The organism is Pseudomonas guariconensis (assembly GCF_900102675.1).
GTDB classification, from domain to species: Bacteria; Pseudomonadota; Gammaproteobacteria; order Pseudomonadales; family Pseudomonadaceae; genus Aquipseudomonas; species Aquipseudomonas guariconensis.
Map to the genome: position 1 here is coordinate 1 of NZ_FMYX01000027.1, position 1,613 is coordinate 1,613.

2 protein-coding genes and 1 pseudogene are annotated in these 1,613 nt (G+C 49.5%); 2 read left to right on the forward strand and 1 reads right to left on the reverse strand.

Features of this window, described 5'->3' with window-relative positions; all coding sequences use genetic code 11:
• Positions 1-74: pseudogene (locus BLS27_RS24365) on the reverse strand (hypothetical protein); the annotation flags it as partial.
• Between the two features lie 371 nt (positions 75-445).
• On the opposite strand from BLS27_RS24365, the gene BLS27_RS23750 reads away from it, so the two are divergent.
• Together BLS27_RS23750 and BLS27_RS23515 are read left to right on the forward strand one after the other, a co-directional pair.
• Entirely contained in the window at positions 446-1,243 is a 798-nt protein-coding gene (locus BLS27_RS23750) for a hypothetical protein (RefSeq protein ID WP_139205781.1), read from the forward strand.
• Positions 1,218-1,481 (forward strand): bacteriocin immunity protein, encoded by a 264-nt coding sequence (locus BLS27_RS23515; protein ID WP_043207449.1) that lies wholly within the window; start codon positions 1,218-1,220, stop codon positions 1,479-1,481. Before BLS27_RS23750 ends, BLS27_RS23515 begins: the two co-directional genes overlap by 26 nt.
• The last annotated feature ends 132 nt before the right edge of the window (positions 1,482-1,613 follow it).

Below are 1,613 nucleotides of genomic sequence, written 5' to 3' on the forward strand. Positions count from 1 at the left end.
TCTTCAACGCTGGTGGTCTGGGTATCGATCACCAGGTCCGCGTCCAGCGGCACATCGTATGGAAAATTTTTCCCCAGGGTGTAGTTCCATAGTTAGAAGGTACATATGAATCCTACAACGTGCTCCTACGGCGCTTACCGCGCCTTCGTTCACAGCCCTGCTATATACGCGACAGAATCCTCTCAGCCAATTCTCAATAATCTCCATGACCGTTCAACTTGGAGAGGCTCATGGCCCCACAAAAAATCGGAAGCACTTATTATCTAGATGAAGGCCTCTATATCAGACCCTTGCCACTCTCCCCTACGTGGGCCTTCGTTCAGTCCCCACCCACCTTGAAAGAGAGCTTTCATTCTGGGGTAGCAACATCTTCTACAAACCCCCAATCTATTTTATTTCCAAAGGCACGAAGCTCCTGAAGAAAAACAAACTAGATGCGGCATTCTTGGGATACGAAACCTCTTTACAATCCGCCCATGAGCGAAAAATAATTGACCGAATATTCGAAGCCATCCGCCCGCACCTTCATGCCACAGCGAAAGCGTTGGAAACCACTGAAAATCTTGCCCAACTTGATTACGCCCTAACAATAAAAACCCTCGATGAAAAAGCCAACGCCATCCGGATCGAACAAATATTTTATTTCCAGGCCCTCCCTGGCTTCTTACAAAATGATTTACTGAGGGCATCTCCGAAGGCAAGCCAACAAAACTCGGTACAAACGTTGGCCTACTATGAACAAGCACTACGGACGTTGGCTGCTAATAGGGCTAAAGCGATAACCCCTTATCTCAAGGCCAATCCCAACATTAAGGCCCCTCTGACAAGCGCTGAGCTGGAAGCACTTGATAGCCTGATCCAACATCAACAGCTCAAAGGTGTCGGGCCACGTTGGCTCGACTATCACAAGTCACTGCTCAACAAAGAGTCTGCTCGGATACTGAACGACACACTGACGGCATTTTCCGGACTGAATGCCCGTGCAAAACGAGTGGAGCAACAGCGAACCGCCGCCAACGCGCAGGAAGCGGCTCGCAAAAAAGCAGAAGCTGAACGCAAAGCCAAAGAGTTGGCTCAGCAAAAAGCGGACGCAGCGCGCAAAGCCGAAGAGCTCGCGCGCCAAAAAACCGAGGCTGAACGCAGAGCAAAAGAAGCTCAGCAGAGGGCTGAAGCTGAACGCCAAAAGCTCACTTACAAATTCATTACGGAGAGCAGCCATGAAAGAGAAAAGCAAAATCTCTGACTATACTGAATCAGAGTTCCTCGACTTTTTAAAATTAATATTCGAGACAAACGGATCCAGCCCTGATGAAATACTGGACCCATTACTGGATCATTTTGAAAACATTACCGAACACCCGCTGGGGACTGATCTAATTTTCTGGCCAGAAACGGCTGAATTAGGAAAGCCAGAGCAAATTGTTCGAATTGTCAAAGAGTGGCGCTTGGCAAATGGCAAGGACGGCTTCAGAGCTTCATAAAATTGGGCCAGTCAAGGCCCCTTATGAAACGTCAGCGCTCACCGGCCTCCTGCTCCTATCAGCCTGTAGCGCCGGCGGCCCCTACCTCGGGCCAGACAACCCAGATCAACACTTCAACTGCGACATGTCCCC

Excerpts from the sequence above, each read along its gene's own strand:
- BLS27_RS23515 (WP_043207449.1), top strand. The coding sequence starts at position 1,218 with ATGAAAGAGAAAAGCAAAATCTCTGACTATACTGAATCAGAGTTCCTC.